Origin of the sequence: Massilia sp. Root351, assembly GCF_001425045.1 — a bacterium.
Classification (GTDB): Bacteria; Pseudomonadota; Gammaproteobacteria; order Burkholderiales; family Burkholderiaceae_D; genus Rugamonas.
In genome coordinates this window covers 702,428-725,970 of sequence record NZ_LMDJ01000012.1, presented here as the reverse complement: position 1 = coordinate 725,970, position 23,543 = coordinate 702,428, and the positions used below count along the sequence as shown (strand labels likewise).

The following is a 23,543-nucleotide window of genomic DNA, read 5'->3' as shown; positions in this document are numbered from 1 at the left end:
CGTATTACCGAGTCCTTCCCCACAACTTGATGTGCAATCCGCTAACCGGTCAGGCCGTGTCGCGGAAGGTTAGATTAACCCGCTAATCTCGCGAAGCGCGAAGAAAGGTGAGCAATATGATGCAGCAGCAGTCGTCCAACTCCTACCTGTTCGGTGGGAATGCACCGTACGTTGAAGAACTGTACGAGGCCTATCTCGACAACCCAGGTTCCGTGCCCGATAACTGGCGCGCGTACTTCGATTCCATGCAGCACGTGCCAGCAGTCGACGGCTCCAACAAGCCGGACGTCGCCCACGCCTCCGTGATCGCCTCCTTCGCAGAACGCGCCAAAGCCGGCCCGATCCGCACCGTGGTCGCTTCCGCCGACGCTGAAATGGGCCGCAAGCGCGTGGCAGCCACCCAGCTGATCGCCGCCTACCGCTACCTGGGTTCCCGCTGGGCCAACCTGGACCCGCTGCAGCGCCAGGAACGTCCGTCGATCCCGGAACTGGAACCGAGCTTCTACGGCTTCACCGACGCCGACCTGGACACCGTCTTCAACATCAGCAACACCTACTTCGGTCCTGAAACCGCGACCCTGCGCGATCTGACCAACTTCCTGCGCGACACCTACACCCGCTCCATCGGCGCGGAATACATGTACATCTCCGACCCGGCCGAAAAGCGCTGGCTGCAGGAGCGCCTGGAATCGATCCGCTCCACCCCGAGTTTCACCGCAGAGAAGAAGAAGCACATCCTGGAGCGCCTGACCGCTGCTGAAGGCCTGGAACGCTATCTGCACACCAAGTACGTCGGCCAGAAGCGCTTCTCGCTGGAAGGCGGCGAAACGTTCATCGCCTCGATCGATGAAATCATCCAGCGCGCCGGCGAAAAAGGCGTGCAGGAGATCGTTATCGGCATGGCCCACCGCGGCCGCCTGAACGTGCTGGTCAACACCCTGGGCAAAGCACCCAAAGACCTGTTCGAAGAATTCGAAGGCAAGCATGGCGACGACCTGCCGGCCGGCGACGTGAAATACCACCAGGGCTTCTCGTCCGATATCTCCACCGCAGGCGGCCCGGTCCACCTGTCGCTGGCGTTCAACCCGTCGCACCTGGAAATCGTCAACCCGGTGGTTGAAGGCTCGGTCAAGGCCCGCATGGACCGCCGCGGCGACGCGGCCGGCGCGCAAGTGCTGCCTATCCTGGTGCACGGCGACGCCGCCTTCGCAGGCCAGGGCGTCGTGATGGAAACGCTGAACCTGGCGCAAACCCGCGGCTACGGCACCGGCGGCACGGTTCACATCGTGATCAACAACCAGATCGGCTTCACCACCTCCGATCCGCGCGACGCGCGCTCCACCATCTACTGCTCGGACGTCGTCAAGATGATCGAAGCGCCGGTGCTGCACGTGAACGCCGACGATCCTGAAGCCGTGGTCCTGGCATCGCAGATCGCCATGGACTACCGCCTGCAGTTCCAGAAAGATATCGTGGTCGACATCATCTGCTACCGCAAGCTGGGCCACAACGAGCAGGATACGCCAGCGCTGACCCAGCCGCTGATGTACAAGAAGATCGCCACCCACCCGGGCACCCGCCGCCTGTACGCCGACAAGCTGAGCGCACAAGGCGTGATTCCTGCCGACGGCGGCGACAAGATGGTGGCCGCCTACCGCGACGCCATGGACGCCGGCAAGCACACCGTCGATCCAGTGATCTCCAACTTCAAGAACAAGTACGCCGTCGACTGGCTGCCGTTCCTGAACCGCAAGTGGACCGATTCGGCCGACACCGCCGTGCCGTCGACCGAACTGAAACGCCTGGCCACCCGCGTCACCACCGTGCCGGAAGGCTTCAAAGTGCACTCGCTGGTCGAGAAGGTACTGGCCGACCGCGCCGCCATGGGCCGTGGCGAAGTGAACCTGGACTGGGGCATGGGTGAACACCTGGCCTACGCCTCGCTGGTATCGTCCGGCTACGCCGTGCGCCTGACCGGCCAGGACGCCGGCCGCGGCACCTTCGTGCACCGCCACGCCGTGCTGCACGACCAGAACCGCGAGCGTTGGGACGCCGGCACCTACGTGCCGCTGCAGAACGTGTCCGAATCGCAGGCGCCGTTTACCGTGATCGACTCCGTGCTGTCCGAAGAAGCCGTCCTGGGCTTCGAATACGGCTACTCGACCGCCGAGCCAAACACGCTGACCATCTGGGAAGCCCAGTTCGGCGACTTCGTCAACGGCGCCCAAGTGGTGATCGACCAGTTCATCAGCTCCGGCGAAGTGAAGTGGGGCCGTGCTTCCGGCCTGGTGATGATGCTGCCGCACGGTTACGAAGGCCAGGGTCCCGAGCACTCGTCCGCGCGTCCGGAGCGCTTCCTGCAGCTGTGCGCAGACAACAACATGCAAGTGGTGCAGCCAACCACCGCGTCGCAGATCTTCCACCTGCTGCGCCGCCAGATGGTGCGCCAGTTCCGCAAGCCGCTGGTCATCCTGACGCCGAAATCGCTGCTGCGCAACAAGGACGCCGGCTCGCCGCTGACCGAACTGTCGAAAGGCGCGTTCCAGACCGTGATCGGCGAAGTGGACGAGAAGATCGACGCCAAGAAGGTCAAGCGCGTGATCGCCTGCTCGGGCAAGGTTTACTACGATCTGGTCAATGCGCGCAAAACGCGCGGCCAGACCGACACCGCCATCGTGCGCGTGGAACAGCTGTATCCGTTCCCGCACAAATCGTTCGCTGCCGAACTGAAGAAGTTCCCGAACCTGGCGGAAGTGGTATGGGCCCAGGACGAGCCGCAGAATCAAGGCCCTTGGTTCCAGATCCAGCACAACATCTTCGAAAGCATGGACGCAGGCCAGCGCCTGGCATATGCAGGCCGTCCGGCCTCGGCATCGCCAGCCGTCGGTTACTACGACAAGCACTACGCGCAGCAAAAAGACCTGCTGGAAACCGCGTTCTCGAAGCTGAAGGGCTTCATCCTCACCAAGTAATAGGCCCGCCCTCTGCTAAGGCATGTGGCCCAGGCAGAGGGCATCAAAGAATACAAAATACGGAGTTTTTTCATGGCACAAATCGAAGTTAAAGTCCCACAACTGTCGGAATCCGTCGCTGAAGCGACCATGCTCACCTGGCACAAGAAAGTCGGCGAAGCCGTCGCGCGCGACGAGAACCTGATCGACATCGAAACCGACAAAGTGGTACTGGAACTGCCAGCACCAGCCGCCGGCGTGATCGTGCAGATCATCCAGCCGGACGGCGCCACCGTGGTTGCCGACCAGGTTATCGCCATCATTGATACCGAAGCTACCGCCGGCGCCACCCCATCGGCACCTGCCGCCGCTGCCGCCGCGCCTGCCGCCGCCGCTGCTCCGGCCGCTGCCGCTGCCGGCGGTTCGAAAGGCGACGTGGCCATGCCGGCCGCCGCCAAGATCCTGTCCGAAGCCGGCCTGTCCGCTTCCGACGTTGCCGGTTCCGGCAAAGACGGCCGCGTGACCAAGGGCGACGCCCTGGCAGCAGCCTCCGCGCCGAAGCCTGCCGCACCGGCCCCGCTGGCGCCGGCCGCCGCCAAGCCTGCGCTGCAGAAAGTCGCCGCGCCAGCCGCGCCTAACCTGGGCGAGCGCCCGGAAGAGCGCGTGCCGATGAGCCGTCTGCGCGCACGTATCGCCGAGCGCCTGGTGGAATCGCAGTCGACCAACGCCATCCTGACCACGTTCAACGAAGTGAACATGGCGCCGGTGATGGACCTGCGCAACAAGTACAAAGACAAGTTCGAGAAAGAGCACGGCGTCAAGCTGGGCTTCATGTCCTTCTTCGTCAAGGCCGCCGTGGCCGCCCTGAAAAAGTACCCGATCATCAACGCGTCGGTTGATGGCAACGACATCGTCTACCACGGCTACTTCGACATCGGTATCGCAGTCGGTTCGCCGCGCGGCCTGGTGGTGCCTATCCTGCGCAACGCGGATCAGATGAGCATTGCCGACATCGAGAAGAAAATCGGCGAATTCGGCGCCAAAGCCAAGGAAGGCAAGCTGACCCTGGAAGACCTGACCGGCGGCACCTTCTCGATCTCGAACGGCGGCACCTTCGGCTCCATGCTGTCGACCCCGATCATCAACCCGCCGCAGTCGGCCATCCTGGGCGTGCACGCCACCAAGGACCGCGCCGTGGTGGAAAACGGCCAGATCGTGATCCGTCCTATGAACTACCTGGCCATGTCCTACGACCACCGCATCATCGACGGCCGCGAAGCCGTGCTGGGCCTGGTGGCCATGAAGGAAGCACTGGAAGATCCGGCGCGCCTGCTGCTGGACCTGTAATTCACTGGTAATGCCCCCGGCCTCGTTCGAGGCCGGGGAGTCCTTAGCCCGAGGTGTCGATGAGCGTTTCCGAAGAAATCAAGCGTTTGCACGAACTCAACCAGGCTGGCGCGCTGAGCGACGAAGAATTCGCCCGCGCCAAACAGAAGCTGCTCGACACCACGCCGGTGTCGCTCAGCAAGGACAGCGGCGCCAGCGACTTCGCCAGCGAATTCAACCGCTTCCGGCGCTCGCGCAGCGACCGCTGGCTGGGCGGCGTGTGCGGCGGGCTGGGCAAGGTGTCCGGCATGGAGTCGTGGATCTGGCGCCTGGTGTTCACGCTGTTTACGATCTGCTTCGGCTTCGGGCTGGTGATTTACCTGCTGCTTTGGATCTTCGTCCCGGACGAGTCCTGAAAAAGCGCTAACAAGCCAATTCATTAGGAATAAATATGAGCAACAAACAATTTGACGTCGTCGTCATCGGCGCCGGCCCTGGCGGCTACATCGCCGCAATCCGCGCAGCGCAGCTGGGCTTCTCGGTCGCTTGCGTGGACGAGTGGAGCAACGAAAAGGGCGGCCCGGCACCTGGCGGCACCTGCACCAACGTCGGCTGCATCCCGTCGAAAGCGCTGCTGCAGTCGTCCGAGCACTACGAGCACGCCGGCCATTCCTTCAAGGAACACGGCATCGACGTCTCCGGCCTGTCGCTGAACCTGGGCCAGATGGTCAAGCGCAAGGACACCGTGGTCAAGCAGAACAACGACGGCATCCTGTTCCTGTTCAAGAAAAACAAGGTCACCTTCTTCCACGGCCGTGCCGCCTTCGAAGGTGCAGCGACCGCCGACGGCTACCCGATCGCCATCACCGGCAAGGCGCCCGAGACCATTAACGCCAAGCAAGTCATCGTCGCCACCGGCTCCAACGCGCGCGCGCTGCCGGGTGCGGACTTCGACGAGAAACTGATCCTGTCGAACACCGGCGCCCTGGCAATCGACGCCGTGCCGGCCAAGCTGGGCGTGATCGGCGCTGGCGTGATCGGCCTGGAAATGGGTTCCGTATGGCGCCGCCTGGGTTCCGAAGTGACCGTGCTGGAAGGCCTGCCGACCTTCCTGGGCGCCGTGGACGAGCAGATCGCCAAGGAAGCCAACAAGCTGTTTACCAAGCAGGGCCTGAAAATCTCCCTGGGCTGCAAGATCAACTCGGTCACCAAGGGCGCCGACAACGTCACCGTCGAGTACAACGACGCCAAGGGCGAAGCCGTGACCGCCGTGTTCGACAAGCTGATCGTGTCGATCGGCCGCACCCCGAACACCAACGGCCTGGGCGCCGACAAGGCCGGCCTGGCGCTGGACGAGCGCGGCTTCGTCGCCGTCGATGGCGACTGCAAGACCAACCTGCCGAACGTATGGGCGATTGGCGACGTGGTGCGCGGCCCGATGCTGGCGCACAAGGCCGAAGAAGAAGGCGTTGCCGTTGCCGAGCGCATCGCCGGCCAGCACGGCCACACCAACTTCGACACCATTCCCTGGGTGATCTACACCTCGCCGGAGATCGCGTGGGTAGGCCGCACCGAGCAGCAACTCAAGGCCGACGGCACGCCGTACAAGGCAGGCACCTTCCCGTTCCTGGCCAACGGCCGCGCACGCGCGCTGGGCGACACCTCGGGCATGGTCAAGTTCCTGGCGCACGCCGAGACCGACGAAATCCTGGGCGTGCACATCATCGGCCCGATGGCTTCCGAGCTGATCTCCGAAGCCGTGGTGGCGATGGAGTTCAAGGCCTCGGCCGAAGACATCGCCCGCATCTGCCACGCCCACCCATCGCTGTCCGAAGCAACCAAAGAAGCCGCGCTGGCCATCGACAAGCGCACGCTGAACTTCTAAGGTAGTGCTTCCACGGCCGGACGGGCGCGCACGCGCCGTCCGGCCTTTTGCCGTTTTAGGCGGCCGATTAAAGCGACACCATCATGAATGTCCAAGAGTTCTACCAGCACGCGCTGACGCAGCGCGACTTCAAGGCCGACGCCGCCCAGCAGCGCGCCGTCGACCGCCTGCAGCTTTGCTACGACGAGTGGGTTGACTACAAGGCCCGGCGCTCGAACAGCTTCAAGCGCTTCATCAACCGTCCCGACGTGCCGCGCGGCGTGTACATGTGGGGCGGGGTGGGGCGCGGCAAGTCCTTCCTGATGGACAGCTTCTATTCGGTGGTGCCGCTGGTGCGCAAGACGCGCCTGCACTTCCACGAATTCATGCGCGACATCCACCGCCAGCTCGACGAGCTCAAGGGCGTGGCCAATCCGCTGGAGGAAGTGGCGCGCAAGGTGGCCAAGAAGTACCGCCTGATCTGCTTCGACGAATTCCACATTTCCGACGTGGCCGACGCCATGATCATGTACAACCTGCTGTCGGCCCTGTTCGACAACGGCGTGTCCTTCATCATGACCTCCAACTACGACCCGGAGCTGCTGTACCCGGACGGCCTGCACCGCGACCGCATCCTGCCCACCATCGCCCTGCTCAAGCAGAAGATGGACGTGATGAACGTGGACGCCGGCGTGGACTATCGCGGCCGCGCGCTGGAACAGGTCGATTCCTACTACACGCCGCTGGGCGCCGAGACCGACCGCAAGCTGCGCGAAGCCTATGCCCGCATCGCCGAAACCGCCGACGACGATCCGCACGTGACCATTGAAAGCCGCCAGATCCGCGCGCTGCGCCGCGCCGGCACCATCATCTGGTTCGACTTCGCCACCCTGTGCGGCGGCCCGCGCTCGCAGAACGACTATCTGGAGATCGCCAGCCAGTTCCATACCGTGATATTGTCCGGCATACCGATGATGTCGGCCGGCCAGTCGTCCGAAGCGCGCCGCTTCACCTGGCTGATCGACGTCTTCTACGACCAGAAGGTCAAGCTCATCATGTCGGCCGAAGTCGAGCCGGAGGAGCTGTACACCAGCGGCATGCTGGCCAATGAATTTCACCGTACCGTGTCGCGCATCGTGGAGATGCAGTCGCGCGAGTACATGGACAAGGAACAGCGCGGCGCAGCCGAAGCGCTGTCGTAACGACAGGATGAACATGGCAAAGTACTTCAATCTGGCGGCGCTGCTCGCAAGCGCCGCCCTGGCGGCGGCGCTGCCGGCACAGGCCCAGAAAATCGGGCAGGCGCCGCTGGGCGAACCGGCCGTCCCGCAGTCGCACTCGGTCGAGCAGGCCGACGCGCGCCTGGCCGAGGTGGCCAAGGGCCGTGCCGCCGTGCAGGCCGAATACGACGCCGCCGAGCAGGTCTGCAACGCCAAGTTCTTCGTCAATTACTGCCTGGATGCGGTCAAGGAAAAGCGCCGCGTGGCGCTGGCCGGGCTGCGCGCGGTCGAAGTGGAGGCCAACCAGTACAAGCGCAAGGCCGCCGTGGACAAGCGCGACGCCGAGCTGGCCGAACGCATGAAGAAGGACCAGGAAGAACTGGCCGGCCGGCTCGCCAACCCGCCCGCGCCGCCGGCCGAGCGCGAGCCGGCCAAGCCGGCCGCCAAGCCGGGCCCCAGCCAGGAGCAGCGCCAGGCCGGGCACGACGCCAAGCTGAAGGCGCAGGCGGCCAGGGACGCGGCCGAGGCGCCGAAACGCGCCGCCAGCGTGGCCGCGTTCGAGAAGAAAAAGGCCGAATCCGAGAAACGCCAGGCCGAGGTTGCGGCCAAGAAGGCCGCCAAGGCGGAAAAAGCCCGCAAGCGCGAGGCCGATGCGGCCGCCCAGGCCGCCAAGGATGCCGAGGCGGCTGCGGCCAAGGCCGCCAAAGCCAGGTAAGCGGCCACGCCAGGCCGGCTTTAAACCGCCTTGCCCATCTTCTGCACTGTATACGAGGGCGCCTCGGTGGGCGGCGCCACCAGCTTGATGATGGCCATGCTGCAGTTGTCGCCCTGGCCCTTGGCGCGTTCGATGGCCTTGTTGATCAGCATTTCCGCGGCCTTGCGCGGCGTGCCGCGCGCCACCACGGTGGCCATTTCCGTCTCGGTGAAGTACTGCCACAGCCCGTCCGAGCACAGCAGGAAGGCATCGCCCGGCTGCAGCCCCTCGTACACGCCCAGCGTGACAAACGGCGCCTTCTGCCGGTTGCCCAGCACGTTGACCAGCAGGCGCGCGCTGCGGTGTTTCTTGGCCGCCTCGGGCGGCAGCCGGTCGACGTTTACCAGGTGCTCGATATAGGCCGCGTCGCCGCTGCGCTCGGCGCACTGCGCGCCGGCGAAGCGGTACAGGCGCGAGTCGCCCACGTGGGCCCACACGGCCTGGCCCTGCGGCGTGAGCACCAGCAGCACCAGCGTGGTTTGCGGCTCGCCGCTGGCGCCCAGCGGATTCATGGCCAGCACTTCGTGGGTCTCCTGCGCAATGCTGCGCAGCAGTTCCTGCAGGCGGCCCAGGTTGGCCGTGTCGCCGGCGCGGTAGTCGTCGAACAGCTGTTTGCTGGTGTGCAGCACCTGCTCGGGCGCCGTGGCCCCGCTGCCCATGCCGTCGGCCAGCACCGCCATCACGTAGCCCGGTGCCCTCGGCGCCGTGTAGAGCGCGGCGCGGTCATTCTGTTGCGGCCGGTTGCCCAGATGCTGGGCGGTACCGGCTTCGATTTTGTAATTGCTCATATGGACTGGCTAGCCTGCATCTGTGCGCTGAGTTAAACTATGCACCGGTAAGCAGTTTTGTTGCAAGCGTAGGGTTGTTGACCAGGCGAAACTGTTGGGAAATATAACAGAACTGAGCAGAACCGAGATCCTGTACCCTATGACAGACGTAGAAGAAATCAAGCGCCGCATTATCGAGCTCGACGTGGAACACCGCGACCTGGACGCGGTCATCGACATGCTGACCCTGGACGGCCACCACGACCAGCTCCAGTTGCGCCGCCTGAAGAAACGCAAGCTGCAGCTCAAAGACTACATCACCTTGCTGAAAATGCAATTGGTGCCCGACGTACCCGCCTGAACCGCACTGTATCGCGTGCGGCAGCCCCATCTTAGCTTATTTTGACCGATCCCCGACTCACGGCTGACGCATCCGCGCCCGGCGCCCCGCCCGCCACCGACCAGCACGCCGAACCCGGCAAGCACGACGCCGAGATCGACCGCCTGTTCGGTCCCGGCGGACCGCTCAGCCCGGCAGTGGGCGGCTTCCGGCCGCGCCGTTCGCAAACCGAGATGGCGAAGGCCATCGCGGCCGCCATCGACGGGCGCAGCACCTTGATGGCCGAGGCCGGCACCGGCACCGGCAAGACCTTCGCCTACCTGGTGCCGGCGCTGATGTGGGGCGGCAAGACCATCGTCTCGACCGGCACCAAGAACCTGCAGGACCAGCTGTTCCTGCGCGACATCCCCACCGTGCGCGCGGCCTTGCAGGCGCCGGTGTCGGTGGCGCTGCTCAAGGGGCGCGGCAACTACCTGTGCCACTACCACCTGGAACGCACGCTGCAGAACGGCCGCATGACCTCGCGCGAGGATGTCGGCTATCTGCGCGAGATCTCGCGCTTCCTGAAAATGACGACGTCCGGCGACAAGGCCGAGCTGGCGCGGGTGCCGGAAAACGCCACCATCTGGAACCTGGTCACCTCGACCCGCGACAACTGCATGGGCGCCGAGTGCCAGTACTACCAGGACTGCTTCGTGATGAAGGCGCGCAAGGAAGCGCAGCAGGCCGACGTGGTGGTGGTCAACCACCACCTGTTCTTCGCCGACGTGGCGCTGAAGGACACCGGCGTGGCCGAACTGCTGCCGTCGGCCAACACCATCATCTTCGACGAGGCGCACCAGCTGCCCGACACCGCCACCCTGTTCTTCGGCGACACGTTTTCCACTTCGCAGGTGCTGGAGCTGTGCCGCGACGTGCTGGCAGAAGGCCTGGCGCACGCGCGCGACGGCGCCGACTGGGGCAAGGTGGTGACGGTGGTGGAGAAGGCCGCGCGCGACCTGCGCCTGACCTTCCCGCAGGATATCGTGCGCCTGTCGCTGCCGCAGATCGCCCCGTCGAGCGGCTTCTTCCCGGCGCTGGAAACCCTGAAGGACGAGCTGGACGGCATGCTGGCCGTGCTGGAAAAGCAGGGCGAGCGGGCCGAGACGCTGGACCAGTGCCGCATGCGCGGCATCGAGCTGATGACCGCGCTGCGCGACTGGAAATTCGATCCCAAGGCCAAGGTGGACAAGGGCGAGGAAGCGGTCTACTGGGTGGAGGCCTACACCAGTTCGCTACAGCTGCACAAGACGCCGCTGTCCATCGCGCCCATCTTCAACGGCCAGCGCGAAGGCGTGCCGCGCAGCTGGATCTTCACCTCGGCCACGCTGGCCGTGAAGAACGACTTCAAGCACTTCGCCGAGCAGATGGGGCTGACCGGCGAGCCGGCCCGCACCTGGCCCAGCCCGTTCAACTACGAGCAGCAGGGCATCCTGTACGTGCCGCAGGGCTTGCCGGACCCAAATTCCATGGGCTACACCGACGCCGTGCTGGACGCGGCGCTGCCGATCATCGAAGCGTCGCAGGGGCGGGCCTTCCTGCTGTGCACCACCTTGCGCGCCGTCAAGCGCGCCGCCGAACGGCTGCGCGGCGAATTCGAGCAGCGCGGCCTGCCGTATCCGCTGTTCGTGCAGGGCGACAAGGGCCGCACCGAGCTGCTGGACCAGTTCCGCAAATCCGGCAACGGCGTGCTGATCGGCAGCCAGAGTTTCTGGGAAGGGGTGGACGTGCGCGGCGAAGCGCTGTCGCTGGTGATTATCGACAAGATGCCGTTCGCCCCGCCGGACGACCCGGTGCTGGCCGCGCGCATCGAAGTGATGGAAAAGCAGGGGCTGAACGGCTTCATGCACCACACGCTGCCGGAAGCGATCATCAACCTCAAGCAGGGCGCCGGCCGCCTGATCCGCGACGAAGGCGACCGCGGCGTGCTGATGCTGTGCGACCCGCGCGTGATCACCAAGCCCTACGGCCGCCGCGTCTGGCAAAGTCTGCCCCCCTTCAAGCGCACCCGCGAAGCCCAAGTCGTGATCGACTTCTTCAAAGGCGTCCCGCCCGCCGACGCCCAAGCCAGCCCCTCCTGACATCCCTCCCGCCAACCCCGCAAGCCACCTGAGCCGCATTTTCCCTCATTCGGGGTCAGACCCCGAATGGACGGGATTGCGGCTCAGGCCGGCAGGCAGCGAAGCGCGGCGTCCAGGATGGCGGATTCGATGCGGCATGGCACACCGTGCGCTTGCAATCAGCCTTGTCCGCAATCGGCGTCAGTCAATTCCTTCCCAGTTGCCGCGATGCTTACAAGCAGCCTCTGCCGCACGCAGCCTCAATCGGGGTCTGACCCCGATTTTGGGGTGTGCGGCTCAGGCTGGTCAGGCCTGGGGATTGATGACGACCTTGCCGGTGACTTTGCGGGCGGCCATGTCGTTCAGCGCCTGCGCCGTGTCGGCCAGCGCGTAGCGGGCCGAGATGTGGGGCTTGATCTTGCCTTCGGCCAGCCAGCCCAGCAGCTGCATCATGCCGGCCAGGTTGGCCTGCGGCTCGCGCTTGGCGAACTCGCCCCAGAACACGCCCACCAGCGACGCCCCTTTCAGCAGCGCCAGGTTGAGCGGCAGCTTGGGGATTTCGCCGTTGGCGAAGCCCACCACCAGGTAGCGCCCGCGCCAGGCGATGGAGCGGAACGCGGCCTCGGCGTAGTCGCCGCCCACCGGGTCGTACACCACGTCCGGCCCCTTGCCGCCGGTGGCCGCCTTGACTGCCTCGCGCAAGTCTTCCTTGCTGTAGTTGATCAGCGCGTCGGCGCCGTGCGCCTTGCACACGGCCAGCTTGTCGTCCGTGGAGGCGGCCGCGATCACGCGCGCGCCCAGCGCCTTGCCAATCTCGATCGCCGCCAGCCCCACGCCGCCGGCCGCGCCCAGCACCAGCATGGTTTCGCCCGCCCGCAGCGCGGCGCGGTCCACCACCGCGTGGTGCGAGGTGCCGTAGGTGAGGGTGATGGCCGCCGCCGTGTCGAAGTCCATGCCGGGCGGCATCGGCATCAAGGCCTGCGCCGGCACCGCCAGCTGCTCGGCGAAGGCACCGTGCGCCGCGAACGCAATGACCTTGTCGCCCACCCGGTAGCCGCTCACGCCTTCGCCCACCGCGCGCACCACGCCCGACACTTCGTTGCCGGGCGTGAAGGGCAGGGCCGGCTTGTACTGGTACTTGCCCTGGATGATGAGCACGTCCGGGAAGTTGACGCCGGCCGCTTGCACGTCCAGCACCACGTGGCCGGGCGCCGCTTGCGGGTCCGGCAACGCTTCCACAACCAGGGTGTCGGGCAGGCCCCAGGCTTTGCATACGATGGCTTTCATGCGGTCTCCAGTGTGTAATCGTTATTAAATAGTACGGTCGTTTTATTCTACGCCGGTTCCGCGCGGCCGTGGCGCTTACTTTGCCGCCGCGCGCTTGCTTACCCGGAGCTGACACGGCGGGATGCGCGTTTGCGTTTTCGCAAAGCGCGGTGCGGCCAGCGCGCTACAGTGGATTCAATGAGCAAGCAGGAGGCTGCCATGTCGACTATCCGCTACGGCTGTTTCTTCAGTTACGCGCACGGGCGTCATCCCCATATGATCCGCTTCAAGAACGATCTGGCCGAGGCCCTCAAGTGCTACCTGGAGCCGCATTTTGACAACGAAAGCGAACTGTTCATCGACACCGAGCAACTCGGCGGCGGAGACGACCTGGACCGGCGCATCGCCACCGCGCTGTGCGAAAGCGTGTGCATGATCGTCATTTATACACCCAAGTACGAGGCGCACGGCTATACCCGGCGCGAGTTCGCCGCCATGCAGCAGATCGAGAGCGAGCGCCGCCTGTGGTATCCGCTGCCCAGCCACCTGATCATCCCCGTGATCATGACGCGCCACCCATTCAGCCTGCCGCCGCAGATCACGGACCCCGGCATGTATGTGGACTTTTCGCGCTACACGCTGGCCAGCGGCGACCTGAAGACCAATCCCGACTTCCTGCCCGACATCGAAAAAATCGTCCATCGCATCGCCGCCCACTACCATTACCTGAAGTCCAGCATCCCGCCCGGCCATGATTGCAGCCGCTTCGTGCTGCCGCCCATCCCCGAGGAGTGGCGCGCCACTCCGCCGCCCCACTTTCCCCGCTAAGGTGAACCATGGAACTTCCGCACCTGCTGCCGCCGCTGGCCACGCCCGGCGACGTCATTACCTTTCACTCGCATAAGGGCGGCGCCGGCCGCAGCATGGCGGTGGCCAACCTGGCCATGTTGCTGGCCGGGCGCAGCCAGGCCACGGTGCCGGTGCTGATGGTGGACTGGGACCTGGACGCTCCCGGCCTGCACCAGTATGTCGCACCGGCGGCGGACGGGCCGGGAGTGCTGGAACTGTTTACCGCCTGCCGCGACCAGCTGCAGCGCCGCAGCCGCCGCGGCGCCGCGCTGGACGACGCGGCGCTGGCCAGGCAGGTGCTCGACGCGGTGGGCTGGGAGCGCTACGTGGTGCGGGTGGACCAGAGCCGCCCGCTGTACCTGATGCGCGCCGGCTGCCTCGATGCCGGCTACGCCGAGCGCGTGGCCGCGTTCAACTGGGAGGCGCTGTTCCACCTGTGCCCGGCCCTGTTCCGCAGCTTCGCGGACATGCTGGCGCGCCAGTTCCGCCACGTGCTGGTGGATGCGCGCAGCGGCCGCAACGACATCAGCGGTATTTGCACCACCTTGCTGCCGACCCGGCTGGTGTTGCTGTTCGAAGCGAACCGCCAGAGCCTGGACGGGCTGCAGGCACTGGTGCAGCGCGCCACCACCTACCGCCGCAGCCACGAGGACGAGCAGCGTCCGCTGCTGATCTACCCCTTGCCGACCCGCACCGACATGGAAAACAGCGCGCAGCGCGCCCTGTGCCGGCGCGGCGACCCGGCCACCGGCTTGCCGGGCTACCAGCCGGTGTTCGAGCAGGCGCTGGGCGAGGCCTACGGTTTGCAGCAACTGTCGCTGGAAAGCTACTTCGACGAGGTGCAGCTGCCGCAGTCGCACAGCCTGGCGCGCGGCGAGCGCCTGGCGGTGCGCGGCGAGCCGCTGGCCGACCGCTATTCCGTCACGCGCTCGTACGAGGCGCTGCTGGGCTGGCTGGCCGGCGGCCATCCGCCCTGGCACTCGCGGCGCGAGATACCGCTGCTGGCGGCGGTGGCGCAGTCGCGCCGGGCCCTGGAGGGCGGCAGCGCTTACAGCATGACGCTGGCGCGCGACCTGTTCCGGCTGGGCCTGCTGTACGCGGACGAGGGCCGCAGCGCCGCCGCCGTGCTGGCCCTGCGCGAGAGCCTGGCGCTGCATGTGAAGGTGGTGGGGGAGGCGCATCTGGAGACGGCTGCCGTCAAGGCGCAACTGGCGCGCGTGCTGTTGCTGGAAGGCGAGCTGGACCAGGCGCGCATGCTGCTGCGCTGCGTGGTTGAAACGCGCACGCGGCTGCTGGGCGGCGAGCATCCGGACGTGCTGGAGGCGTGCTCGGCGCAGGCCGGCGCGCTGGCGCGGCAGGGCTATTTCGAGGCCGCGCTGGACCGGCAGGAAGAAGTGCTGCAGATCCAGATGCGGCTGCTGGGACCGGAGCATGTGCTGACCCTGGCCAGCCTGGCGGCGCGGGCCGGCATGCATTATTTGTCGGGCGAGCTGGAACTGGCGCGGCAGGCGCAGGAGCAGGTGCTGGCGGTGCGCGCGCGGCTGCTGGGCGCCGAGCACGAAGACACGCTGCGCGTGGCGGCGGCGCTGGGCCAGACCCTGGCCAAAATGGAGGGCAGCGGGCAGCAGGCGTGCGCGGCCGGCCAGCGTGGACCGCTGGCGCAGCCGGGCTTGCCCGGCCAGCGCGGCGCGCAGCAGGAGGCGGCGCACTACGGGTCGCCGCCGCTGGCGCCGGCCCAGGTCCGCCGGCGCGGCGCGGCGCGGCCGGCCGCCATGCCGGCCGAGCTGGCCGCCGGGCCGGCGGCGGACCCGGCAGTTCGCACGCCCGGCGTGGAGCAGCAAGTGCAGGCCTGCCATGCGGAGCCGTACTTGCTGCAGCGCGCCGACGCGCCCTGCGGCGAGCCGCTGCCGGAGGCGTCCTCCGCGCCGCGCGGCTAGCGGACCGGCGCGGCCTGCGGACCGCGCGCGGGAGCGCCGCCCGGCGTCGCGGCAGGGGCACTAAATTTGACCCGGGCGGCCGCCGGCATGTGCTGGCGTGCCGTTGCTTCGGGTAAAATCCCAGCCATGCGTATCCTAATTAGTAATGACGATGGCTATCTGGCGCCCGGCATCAACGCCCTGGCGGAAGCGCTCGCGCCCATAGCGGACATCGTGGTCGTCGCGCCCGAAGGCAACCGCTCCGGCGCCTCCAATTCGCTGTCGCTGGACCGGCCGCTGTCGGTGCAGCAGGCGGCCAATGGATTCTATTTTGTCAACGGAACGCCGACCGACTGCGTCCACATCGCGCTGACCGGCATGCTGGCCGAAAAGCCCGACCTGGTGGTGTCCGGCATCAACAACGGCCCCAATATGGGCGACGACACCCTGTACTCCGGCACCGTGGCGGCCGCCACCGAGGGTTATCTGTTCGGTATTCCCGCCATCGCCTTTTCGCAGGGCGCCTACGGCTGGGAACACATCGAGGACGCGGCCAAAGTGGCGCGCGACATCGTGCAGCGCTATGTCGATGCGCTGGCCAAGCCGTACTTGCTCAACGTCAATATCCCGAACCGGCCGTATGCCGACATGGGGCCATTCACGGCAACCCGGCTGGGCCGGCGTCACCAGGCCGAACCGGTGATCCGCTCGCAGGATCCGCGTGGCCGCGAAATTTTCTGGATCGGCCCGCCCGGCGCCTGCAAGGACGCCGGCGCGGGCACCGATTTCCACGCGGTGTCCCACGGCCAGGTGTCGCTGACGCCGCTGCAGGTGGACCTGACGCACCGTACCCAACTCGAGACGCTGGCAAAGGGCCTGGCATGACCGATAAACACCGCACCTTCCCGCTGCCGCTGTCCTCTGTCGTGGACAAGGCGCAGAAAAAGCCCGCCGTGTTCTCGCCTGTGGCCACGCCGCAGACGGCCACGCAGAACGCCGCCCGCAACGCAGCGCTGGGCGGCACGCATCCGGGCGTGCGGGTAGGGGCGGTGCCGGGGACGCCGGTGCGCCCGGGCAGTGCGCCCACGGCCATGCCGTCGCGCTCGCACACCTATGCGCTGGAGCGCGCGCAGGCCGCGCCGGCCGCCGCGCCGCGCCAGAATCCGCTGGTGTCGGACGCGGTGCGGCGCGCCATGGTGGCGCGCGTGGCCAAGCAGGGCGTGAAGGACCCGGTGGTGCTGGGCGCGCTGGAAGCGGTGCCGCGCCATATGTTCATGGACGAGGCGCTCGCTGCGCAAGCCTATATCGACGCTTCCCTGCCGATCGGCCACCACCAGACCATCTCCCAGCCCTACATCGTGGCGCGCATGATCGAGGTGATGCGCAACGGCGGCCAGCTCAAGCGCGTGCTGGAGATCGGCACCGGCTGCGGTTACCAGGCGGCGGTGTTGTCCTGCCTGGCGCAGGAGGTGTTTTCCATCGAGCGCATCAAGCCGCTGCACGAGCTTGCCAAGGGCAATTTGCGGCCGCTGCGGCTACCGAATCTACGCTTGCATTACGGAGATGGTATGCTAGGGCTGCCTCAGGCCGCCCCGTTCGACGGTATTATCCTGGCCGCAGCCGGCCTGGAAGTGCCGCAAGCGCTGCTTGAACAGCTCGCCATCGGCGGCCGCCTGGTCGCCCCGGTGGGCGCCCGCGCCCAGCACCTGGAGCTGGTGACGCGGCTGGGCAAGGCCGAATGGACCAGCCAGACGCTGGAAGACTGCCATTTCGTGCCCCTGCGCTCCGGAACCGTGTAAGGTCCGGCTGAAGAAGACAAACTAAGATGAGTATGACGAATAAGAGTTCCCTGTTACTGCTGAGCATTTCCCTGTGCGTGCTGAGCGCCTGTACCACCGTGCCGAACCAGGCGCCCGTGATCGACCGCACCACGCCCATGGTGACGTCGCCGCCCGCCAGGCCGCCTTCGCCCAGCGAAGACGCGCAGAAGGAGCGCGAGGAGCGCGGCCTGTATACCGTGAAAAAAGGCGACACCCTGATCCGCATCGCGCTCGACCATGGCCAGAATTACCGCGACCTGGTGACCTGGAACAACCTGACCAACCCGAACGACATCAAGGTGGACCAGGTGCTGCGCGTGCAGCCGCCCGAATCGGTGGGCGGCGTGCAGACCGTGGCCGTGCCCCAGCCGGGCACCACCGAAGTGAAACCCGAGCCGGTGCCCAAGAAGACTGGCCCGCGCGGCGAGAAGAGGCCGTGGAGCGAGGGGGCGCTGGCCGAGCTGCAGCGCGGCGACGAGGGCGGCGCCGTCAACGGCGCGGTCAAGCCGCCGCCGGCGCGCAGCGAGCGTCCGGCCCAGGCCGCCGCCCCGGCGGCCGCGCCTGCGGCGCCCGCCGCCGCCGCCGTGCAACTGAGCGCCGAGGACCGTGAACTGAGCTGGGCCTGGCCGTCCGAAGGCCGCGTCATCGCCACCTTCGACGAAGGCAAGAACAAGGGCATCGACATCGCCGGGAAAGCCGGGCAACAGGTGATGGCCGCCGGTGCAGGAAAAGTGATGTATGCCGGCAGCGGCATCCGTGGATATGGTAATCTCGTTATTGTGAAGCACAGTAATAGCCTGCTGTCGGCCTATGCGCACAACCGGACCATCCTGGTAAAGGAAGGGCAGAGCGTGAACAAGGGCCAGATGATTGCAGAAATGGGGGATTCGGACACGGACGCCGTCAAGCTGCACTTTGAAATCAGGCAGCAGGGCAAACCGGTCGATCCATCGAAGTTTTTGCCTAACCGCTAGCTACCATGACACACTCGCCGCACGACCGCCTGGATGACGATGCCCTGCCGGACGATTTTCCGGACGAGCAGATCGACGATGCAGTTGTCGACGGCGAGGGTGAGGGCGAAGGCGGCGAGGGCGCGGCCGCGCCGGAAGTGGGCGCGGTGCTGGAAAGCGTCGATGAACTGAAAAAGGTGCTGGCCGCCGAACTGTCCACCGACACCACCCAGCACTATCTGAACCAGATCGGCACCCGGCCGCTGCTGACCGCGCCGCAGGAGGTGCATTTCGCCACCCTGGCCAAGGCCGGCGACTTCTCCGCCCGCCAGACCATGATCGAGCACAATCTGCGGCTGGTGGTGTCCATCGCCAAGCATTACATCAACCGCGGCGTGGTCCTGCTCGACATGATCGAGGAGGGCAACATCGGCCTGATGCGCGCCATCGACAAGTTCGAGCCGGAGCGCGGCTTCCGCTTCTCGACCTACGCCACCTGGTGGATACGCCAGAGCATTGAGCGCGCCATCATGAACCAGGCCCGCACGGTGCGCCTGCCGGTGCACATGGTGCGGGAACTGAACCAGATCCTGCGCGGCAAATACCACCTGGAAGCGCAGCACCACAACGGCAAGGACGCCACCGCCGAGGATATCGCCGAACTGGTGGGCCGGCCGGTGGAGGAGGTGCAGGACATCCTGGCGCTGTCCGAGCACGCCACCTCGCTCGACGCGCCGCTCGACAACGACCCGCAGTCGTCGCTGATGGACATGCTGCCCGGCGACAGCGAGGATGCGCCGGACGCGCGCGCCGAGCACCACGAAATGACGGTGCTGGTGCGCGACTGGCTCACCAAGCTGCCGGACAAGCAGCGCATCGTCATCATGCGCCGCTTCGGGCTGGACAACGACGATCCTGCCACGCTGGAAACGCTGGCCGAGGAGATGGGCGTCACGCGCGAGCGGGTGCGCCAGATCCAGCAGGAAGCGCTGGTCAAGCTGAAACGCGCGATGGCCGCGCGCGGCGTGGTGCGCGACTCGCTGTTGTAGGGCGGGCCAGGCAAGGCTCACCCGCCGATCTGCTATCATAACGCCCTTCCGAAAGGCTGCCGGCCTCGCGCCCGGCAGCCTTGCTTCGTTTCCCCATACTCTTGAACGTTATGCAAGACACTATCATCGACATCAAATCGCTCGACATGGACGCCCGCGGCGTCGGCCACCTTGAAAACGAAGACGGTACGCCGGGCAAGGTGATATTTGTGGAAGGCGCGCTGCCGGGCGAGCGCGTCACCTTTGAAACGTTCAAGAAAAAGAAAAACTGGGAAGCGGCCCGCCTGGTCGAGATCCGCAAGGAGTCGGCCATGCGCATCCAGCCCAAGTGCGTGCACTTCGACTATTGCGGCGGCTGCTCCATGCAGCACCTGGAGCCGAGCGCGCAGGTGGCCATCAAGCAGCGCACGCTGGAGGACAACCTGTGGCACTTGAGCAAGGTCAAGGCCGGCAACGTGATGCGCCCGATGTACGGCCCGACCTGGGGCTACCGCTACCGCGCGCGCCTGTCGGTGCGCCACGTGGCCAAGAAGAACACGGTGCTGGTGGGCTTCCACGAAAAGAAATCGTCCTACGTTGCCGACATCCAGAGCTGCCAGATCCTGCCGCCGCACGTGTCGGACATGATGATGCCGCTGCGCGCGCTGGTCGGCTCGCTGAGCATCTTCGACAAGGTGCCGCAGATCGAGCTGGCCATCGGCGAAGACCTGACCGTGCTGGTGCTGCGCAATATGGAGGCGCTGACGGCCGATGACGAAGCCAAGGTGAAGGCCTTCGCCGACCAGTACCGGATCCAGTGGTGGCTGCAGCCGAAAGGCCCGGACACCGCCTATCCGTTCTACCCGCTGGACAAGCAGCTGCATTATTTGCTGCCCGAGTTCAACGTGCGCATGCCGTTCAAGCCGGTCGACTTCACGCAGGTGAACCACCACATCAACCGCGTGCTGGTGTCGAAGGCGCTGCGTCTGCTGGAAGTGCAGCCGCAGGACCGCGTGGCCGACCTGTTCTGCGGCCTGGGCAACTTCACCCTGCCGCTGGCCACCCAGGCGCGCGAAGTGGTCGGCATCGAAGGCAGCACCGCGCTGACCGAGCGCGCGCTGTCGAACGCCGTCGTCAACGGCGTGTCGCAAAAGACCAGCTTCATGACGCGCAACCTGTTCGAGGTAAGCAAGGAAGACCTGATCGCGCTCGGCAAGTTCGACCGCATGCTGATCGATCCGCCGCGCGACGGCGCGCTGGCCCTGTCGCTGGCGCTGGCGGAACTGAAGAAGACCAACCCGGCGCTGCTGCCGAAGCGCATCGTGTACGTCTCGTGCAGCCCGTCCACGCTGGCGCGCGACGCCGGCGTGCTGGTGCACCTGTGCGGCTATGTGCTGAACAAGGCCGGCGTGGTGAACATGTTCCCGCACACCTCGCACGTGGAATCGATGGCGGTGTTCGACCTGAACATCGACGCGCCGGTGACCCAGCTGGCCGACGGCCGCGACATGCCGGCCGCCGTGGAGCCGGACGGCGCCGTCAACCCGCTCGGCGCCGCCGCTTAAGCTGCTGTTTACGTCAAGAACCGAAGTGGTAGTTCAGCTCCACCCAGCCGGCGCGTCCGGCCGGGCTGTAGCTGCCCACCGGGTAGTTCGGCCAGCCGCCCGTGCTGTCGTGCTTGATCTTGTCGAACACGTTGTTGACGATCAGTGACAGCGTGGTGCGCTTGTTCAGGCGGTACACGGTGCTCAAATTCACCAGCGCGGTCGGCGTCAGGTAGCCGTCCTGCGCGCCGTTCGGCAGCTTGCCGTAGCGGTTCACCGATACCGTGCTGGTCCAGTCGCGGATGGTCCAGGCCAGGCTGGCGTTCAGCTTGTCCGGCCAGTCGGTGTTGTCCAGTGCATGCAGCTCGTCCTGCACCTCGTCCCCCTCGAACTGCTTGTAGCGCTTGGTCAGCGTCTTGGCGTAGCTGCCGCGCAGCACGAAGTCGCCGTAGCGCGTGCCGCGCAAGGCGTAGCGCGCCGTCAGGTCGAAGCCGCTGGTGCTCTGGTGCGCCGCGTTGATCGGGTTGACCGTGATTTCCTGGATCTCGCCCGGCTTGTTCAGCGCCGTCAGCGGATAGCGCTTGATGCGGTTGATGGTGTCCACGCAGCTGGGCGAGCTGATGTCCGCGCCGCCCAGCCGGCAGGCCGCCTCGTCGCGCAGCAGCTTGCCCGCGCTCAGGTTGGTCACCAGGTCGTCGATCTTCACGTTCCAGTAGTCGGCCGAGGCGTCGAAGCTGGCGCTGGGCGACCACACCACGCCCACGCCCCACGATTTGCCTTTCTCGGAACTGAGGTCCTTGCTGCCCAGCTGCACGTAGTCGGCTCCCGGCGACACATTGGCGTAGTCGCAGTCCTCGATCTTCTGGCCGGCCAGCTGGCAGCGGTAGTAGTCGGTGGTGGACGAGTAGTAGCCGGTGCCGCGCGACTTGTAGATGTAGTTCATGTCCGGCGCGCGGAAGCTGGTGGCGTAGTTGCCGCGCACCAGGACGTCGCGCGCGGGCCGGATCTCCAGCCCGCCGTTGTAGGTGAACTTGCCCTCGTTGCGGCCGGCGAAGCTGTAGCGGTCGTAGCGCCCCGCCACGGTGGAGCTGAGCTGCTTGAGCAGCGGGATGCTGGCCTCCACGCCCAGCGCGTAGCGGGTGCGCGTGCCGCCGTTCGGGTCCGAGCGCGCGGCAGTGTTGAACAGGCCCGCGTTGATGCCCGCGTCCGGCGTGTTGGTGTAGCCCTGGCGGCCCGCTTCGGCCACGGTGGCGAGCTTGACCGCGCCGGCCGGCAGCTGCAGCAGTTCGCCGTTGGCGGTAAAGCTCAGCGTGTTGGTCCACGATTCGTCGTCGCTGTGCGAGGCGCCGATGATGCTGTCGAACTCGGCCGGCGTCAGCCGCCTGGCCAGGCGCGCCGGATCGGGCGCATAGATCGGCACGCCGGCCGCATCCACGCCCAGCTTGGGGCCGAGGAAGAAGCTGTCGATATTGGCCAGCGCGCGCGGCACCTGGTTCTTGCTCTGGTAGAAGGAGGCGTTGTAGGCGGCTTCGTAGTCCCACTGCGTGCCGGGCAGGCGGCCCTTCAGGCCCAGGGTGGTGGCCACCGCCGTGTCTTCCCAGCTGCGGTTGAAGCGCGAGACGCCGCCGTATTCTTCCGGTGCGATGAACTTGTTCCAGGCCTCGTAGGCGCCGGTGTGCTGGTTGGCGAAGTAGGACACGCCGGTGGCGTTGGCCGCCCACGACGGGCCGCGCGTGTTGTTTTCGCTCCCGTTGCGGCCCACCAGCACGTCGGCAAACAGCGTGGTGGCGCCTGCCAGCGCATAGGTGGCGCTGCCGAAGGCGTTCTTGCTGACGTTTTCGGTCTGCACGGTCCAGTGGGTCGGGCCCACTTGCGGGCTGGCGCAGTAGCTGCCTTTCTTCACCGTGTAGGTGATGGTGCTGCCGTCGAACAGGTCGCCCAAAGCGGCGCAGGCGTTGCCCAGGCTGAGGTAGTTGCCGGTCTTGACGTCCTTGCGCGCCAGCACGGTGGAGGGCGTGCCGGCCTTGCTGGCCATGAAGTCGCGCTGTTTGCTCCACAAGGGATCGCGCTTGCTCAGCTCCAGGCTGAACACGGTATTGAGCCGCTCGCCGCTGCTGCCGCCGCTAAACTGCACGCGCTTGTCGCCGCCGCCGCCGCGCTCGGTGCTGCCGGCCTTCAGGTTGACGTCGAAGCCGTCGCTCTTTTTCTTCAGTACCACGTTGATCACGCCGGCGATGGCGTCCGATCCATAGATGGCCGAGGCGCCGCCGTTCAGGATTTCGATGCGTTCGACGATGGAGGAGGGGATGTTGGCCAGGTTGGTGAAGTTGACCGTGCCTTCGTAGGCGATCGGGAAGTCGGCCAGGCGGCGCCCGTTGAGCAGCACCAGCGTGTGGTTGGGGCCCAGGCCGCGCAGGCTGAGGGCGTTGGCGGACGGCGTGAAGGTGTTGCCGAAGTCGGCGCCTTGCACGAAGCCGCTGTTCTGCACCTGGTTGCTGAGGGCGTCGAAGACGTTTTTGTAACCTTGCCGGGTGATGTCCTCGCCGCTGATGACGGTCACGGCGGACGGTCCTTCCAGGCTGGCGCGCGGGATACGCGAGCCGGTCACGATCACGGCAGCCGGTTCAGCCGCCGTGGTTTGCGCGTTCGCCTGCCAGGATGCGCTGCCCAGCGCTGCCAGCAGGCAGGCCGTCAACGGTTTCAATTTGCATCGGGTAGTGGTCATTGCGTTATCTCTTTTTTTGAAAGAGTTGGCACCATAGCAAGCGCACCCTCATGCCGGGAACGAATGGATTCGCGCTTCGATATGCGTTTTGTGAGTGGTATTGCCGCTCGCTGGTTGACAA

Annotated in this window: 18 protein-coding genes; 15 read left to right on the top strand and 3 right to left on the bottom strand. The window is 66.2% G+C overall.

Translation table 11 applies throughout. The features are described from left to right. Positions 1–116: 116 nt before the first annotated feature. The 6 genes from ASD15_RS16235 to ASD15_RS16210 all read left to right on the top strand — a co-directional run bounded on the left by ASD15_RS16235 (position 117) and on the right by ASD15_RS16210 (position 8,076). Positions 117–2,972, top strand: coding sequence for a 2-oxoglutarate dehydrogenase E1 component (locus tag ASD15_RS16235; RefSeq protein WP_057155967.1), 2,856 nt, complete (start codon positions 117–119; stop codon positions 2,970–2,972). 72 nt (positions 2,973–3,044) lie between these two features. Further along, positions 3,045–4,298, top strand: a complete 1,254-nt coding sequence (gene odhB, locus ASD15_RS16230; RefSeq protein WP_057155966.1) for a 2-oxoglutarate dehydrogenase complex dihydrolipoyllysine-residue succinyltransferase — start codon at positions 3,045–3,047, stop codon at positions 4,296–4,298. A gap of 59 nt (positions 4,299–4,357) precedes the next feature. Continuing rightward, a complete protein-coding gene (locus ASD15_RS16225) occupies positions 4,358–4,693 on the top strand; it encodes a PspC domain-containing protein (protein WP_057155965.1) in 336 nt (111 codons plus the stop codon). 35 nt (positions 4,694–4,728) lie between these two features. Beyond that, positions 4,729–6,162, top strand: coding sequence for a dihydrolipoyl dehydrogenase (lpdA, locus tag ASD15_RS16220; protein ID WP_057155964.1), 1,434 nt, complete (start codon positions 4,729–4,731; stop codon positions 6,160–6,162). An 83-nt stretch (positions 6,163–6,245) separates the two neighbouring features. Beyond that, entirely contained in the window at positions 6,246–7,343 is a 1,098-nt protein-coding gene (gene zapE, locus ASD15_RS16215) for a cell division protein ZapE (RefSeq protein ID WP_057155963.1), read from the top strand. A 13-nt stretch (positions 7,344–7,356) separates the two neighbouring features. Continuing rightward, positions 7,357–8,076: a hypothetical protein gene (locus tag ASD15_RS16210; protein ID WP_082551888.1), complete on the top strand. Its 720-nt coding sequence runs from the start codon at positions 7,357–7,359 to the stop codon at positions 8,074–8,076. A gap of 20 nt (positions 8,077–8,096) precedes the next feature. On the opposite strand, the gene ASD15_RS16205 is transcribed toward ASD15_RS16210, so the two are convergent. Beyond that, positions 8,097–8,903: a PP2C family serine/threonine-protein phosphatase gene (locus ASD15_RS16205; RefSeq protein ID WP_057155962.1), complete on the bottom strand. Its 807-nt coding sequence runs from the start codon at positions 8,901–8,903 to the stop codon at positions 8,097–8,099. 139 nt (positions 8,904–9,042) lie between these two features. Here ASD15_RS16205 and ASD15_RS16200 point away from each other — a divergent pair, with 139 nt between their 5' ends. Both ASD15_RS16200 and ASD15_RS16195 read left to right on the top strand, forming a co-directional pair. Then, on the top strand, positions 9,043–9,243 hold the full coding sequence (locus tag ASD15_RS16200) for a YdcH family protein (RefSeq protein ID WP_056394845.1): 201 nt from the start codon (positions 9,043–9,045) through the stop codon (positions 9,241–9,243). Positions 9,244–9,284: 41 nt separating this feature from the next. Further along, positions 9,285–11,342, top strand: a complete 2,058-nt coding sequence (locus tag ASD15_RS16195) for an ATP-dependent DNA helicase (protein ID WP_057155961.1) — start codon at positions 9,285–9,287, stop codon at positions 11,340–11,342. A gap of 285 nt (positions 11,343–11,627) precedes the next feature. Here the strand turns inward: ASD15_RS16195 and ASD15_RS16190 are convergent, their stop codons facing one another. Next, positions 11,628–12,608 carry an NADPH:quinone oxidoreductase family protein gene (locus tag ASD15_RS16190; protein WP_057155960.1) on the bottom strand — a complete coding sequence of 327 codons (981 nt, stop codon included), beginning with the start codon at positions 12,606–12,608 and terminating at the stop codon, positions 11,628–11,630. 198 nt (positions 12,609–12,806) lie between these two features. On the opposite strand from ASD15_RS16190, the gene ASD15_RS16185 reads away from it, so the two are divergent. The 7 genes from ASD15_RS16185 to rlmD all read left to right on the top strand — a co-directional run bounded on the left by ASD15_RS16185 (position 12,807) and on the right by rlmD (position 20,718). Next, positions 12,807–13,415, top strand: coding sequence for a toll/interleukin-1 receptor domain-containing protein (locus tag ASD15_RS16185; protein WP_057156120.1), 609 nt, complete (start codon positions 12,807–12,809; stop codon positions 13,413–13,415). Between the two features lie 8 nt (positions 13,416–13,423). Continuing rightward, the gene (locus ASD15_RS16180) at positions 13,424–15,373 is read left to right on the top strand and encodes a KGGVGR-motif variant AAA ATPase (protein WP_057155959.1); all 1,950 of its coding nucleotides are present in this window, start codon (positions 13,424–13,426) and stop codon (positions 15,371–15,373) included. A 126-nt stretch (positions 15,374–15,499) separates the two neighbouring features. Beyond that, complete coding sequence (gene surE / locus ASD15_RS16175; RefSeq protein WP_057155958.1) at positions 15,500–16,237, top strand: 5'/3'-nucleotidase SurE; 738 nt, start codon at positions 15,500–15,502, stop codon at positions 16,235–16,237. Further along, positions 16,234–17,151, top strand: coding sequence for a protein-L-isoaspartate(D-aspartate) O-methyltransferase (locus ASD15_RS16170; RefSeq protein ID WP_057155957.1), 918 nt, complete (start codon positions 16,234–16,236; stop codon positions 17,149–17,151). Before surE ends, ASD15_RS16170 begins: the two co-directional genes overlap by 4 nt. A 32-nt stretch (positions 17,152–17,183) precedes the next feature. Continuing rightward, positions 17,184–18,146 carry a peptidoglycan DD-metalloendopeptidase family protein gene (locus ASD15_RS16165; RefSeq protein ID WP_057155956.1) on the top strand — a complete coding sequence of 321 codons (963 nt, stop codon included), beginning with the start codon at positions 17,184–17,186 and terminating at the stop codon, positions 18,144–18,146. 5 nt (positions 18,147–18,151) lie between these two features. Then, entirely contained in the window at positions 18,152–19,174 is a 1,023-nt protein-coding gene (rpoS, locus tag ASD15_RS16160; protein WP_057155955.1) for an RNA polymerase sigma factor RpoS, read from the top strand. 110 nt (positions 19,175–19,284) lie between these two features. Next, positions 19,285–20,718 carry a 23S rRNA (uracil(1939)-C(5))-methyltransferase RlmD gene (gene rlmD / locus ASD15_RS16155; RefSeq protein ID WP_082551870.1) on the top strand — a complete coding sequence of 478 codons (1,434 nt, stop codon included), beginning with the start codon at positions 19,285–19,287 and terminating at the stop codon, positions 20,716–20,718. A 13-nt stretch (positions 20,719–20,731) separates the two neighbouring features. On the opposite strand, the gene ASD15_RS16150 is transcribed toward rlmD, so the two are convergent. Beyond that, positions 20,732–23,422 (bottom strand): TonB-dependent siderophore receptor, encoded by a 2,691-nt coding sequence (locus ASD15_RS16150; RefSeq protein WP_057155954.1) that lies wholly within the window; start codon positions 23,420–23,422, stop codon positions 20,732–20,734. Positions 23,423–23,543: the final 121 nt, after the last annotated feature.